The sequence below is a fragment of the Psychrobacillus sp. genome (genome assembly GCF_056205495.1).
Map to the genome: position 1 here is coordinate 1 of NZ_JBAEAP010000188.1, position 1965 is coordinate 1965.

Consider the following 1965-nt stretch of genomic DNA (forward strand, 5'->3'; position numbering starts at 1 on the left):
TCTTTTATTAGAACAAGGAGCAGATATATATGCTTTCGATCCTGTAGGTGCAGAGAACTTTGCTAAAGTTCATCCTGAAGGTAAAAATGATAAGGGGACTATTACGTATGTGTCAAATATAGAGCATGCTTTAGCTGATGCCAATGTTTGTTTTATCTTTACGGAATGGGGAGAAGTAAAAGCTATTACTCCTGATAAATATAAAGAGTTGATGAGAACTCCTTTAGTCTACGACGGAAGAAATATTTACTCAGTAGATGAAATGGAAGCTGCTGGCGTAGAATACTACTCTATTGGTAGAAAACCAGTAACTAGAGATGTATTAGAGCTACAAAAGGAGGCAAAGCTTAATGGGGTACCAACCACTAGACGTAAATAAAACCTATCTGGTCACAGGAGCAGCTGGTTTTATTGGCTACTATCTATCTAAAAAGCTTTTAGATGAAGGGTGCCAAGTCATTGGTTATGATAATATAAATGATTACTATGATGTCAACTTAAAATACGCTCGTTTGGAAAAGCTTGAACCTTATGATAATTTTACTTTTATCAAAGGAAATCTTGCAGATAAGGACGCTGTTACTAGCCTATTTGAGAAATATTCTCCTAATATTGTTGTTAATCTAGCAGCTCAAGCGGGGGTACGTTATTCAATAGAAAATCCAGATGTCTATATACAAAGCAATATCATTGGTTTCTATAATATACTAGAAGCTTGTCGCCATTATCCTGTAGAACACCTAGTGTATGCCTCCTCTAGCTCTGTATATGGTGCAAATAAAAAGGTCCCATTTGAGGAAACTGACTTTGTGGACAATCCTTTGTCTCTTTATGCTTCTACTAAGAAGTCTAATGAGCTAATGGCACATACCTATAGTCATCTTTACAAGATTCCAGCTACAGGTCTGCGTTTCTTTACCGTATATGGACCTATGGGTCGCCCTGACATGGCGTATTTTGGATTTACGAATAAGTTATTTGCCGGAGAACCTATTCAAATTTTCAACAATGGAGACTTTGAAAACGATTTATACAGAGACTTTACATACGTTGACGATATTGTAGAAGGTATTGAACGCCTATTAAGTAATCCACCAGCTACTGACGGTGTACAACACGATGTATTTAATATAGGAAATAACAATCCTGAAAAACTGATGGTCTTTATTGAATCACTAGAAATAGCATTAAGTAATGCTGTTGGTAAAGAAATAACCTTTGTTAAACAATTTCAGCCTTTAGTAGCTGGAGATGTACCTGCTACTTATGCTTCCACAGATCGCCTACAAGAAAAAGTAGACTTTAAACCTAAAACATCTATTCAAGAGGGTCTGCAGAAGTTCGCTGATTGGTATGTAGACTATTATCAAGTTAATAAATAATAAGCAAGCAACTGAGAATTTTTCAGTTGCTTTTTTATTTGCCCGACAAAAATATCTAAAAACAATATTTATTCCATAAAATGTATTGACAGCGCTTTCATTGTGTTTATAATCAAACATAAGATGTTGTTTATAAACATCTAGTGTTCGCAAAAAAAGAATATAGGGGGATTTTTTGTGAGAAAGTTGTTCGTGTTAATGATGGCACTAGTTTTAATGTTAGTTGCATGTTCGGAAGATAACAACGGGGGGCAGGCATCCGGTGAAAAGCTGGAAGGGGTTCCCGATGGTGTTCAAGGTGGTATAAAGATAGCAATAATTCGTAACTTGCCATCCGATGATCACACTAAGCAATTCTTAGATGGGGCACGTCAAGAAGGGGAAGCGTTTGGTTTTAAAGTAGACACTATGATTGCAGATAATAATGATGCTCGTTTTCAAGAGCTAGTAGCTCAAGCTATTCAACAGGACTACGATGGGCTGATCATTTCGCACGGAAAAGCAGATTATTCTTATGACATGCTTAAGCCAGCACTTGATAAAGGTATGAAAGTAGTTACATTTGACACAGTAGCAGAAAAAG

At 36.4% G+C, this 1965-nt stretch carries 3 protein-coding genes; all 3 read left to right on the forward strand.

Annotation, left to right across the window (positions count from 1 at the left end):
• Positions 1 to 379: UDP binding domain-containing protein (locus AC06OU_RS05630; RefSeq protein ID WP_475854523.1), on the forward strand; the 379-nt coding region annotated here is incomplete at its 5' end.
• Complete coding sequence (locus AC06OU_RS05635) at positions 351 to 1382, forward strand: GDP-mannose 4,6-dehydratase (RefSeq protein ID WP_475854524.1); 1032 nt, start codon at positions 351 to 353, stop codon at positions 1380 to 1382. The genes AC06OU_RS05630 and AC06OU_RS05635, both read left to right, overlap by 29 nt.
• A 177-nt stretch (positions 1383 to 1559) precedes the next feature.
• On the forward strand, positions 1560 to 1965 hold a 406-nt coding region (locus AC06OU_RS05640), incomplete at its 3' end, for a substrate-binding domain-containing protein (protein ID WP_475854526.1).

Coding starts and splice junctions, on each gene's coding strand:
- AC06OU_RS05635 (WP_475854524.1), top strand. CDS start 351: ATGGGGTACCAACCACTAGACGTAAATAAAACCTATCTGGTCACAGGA.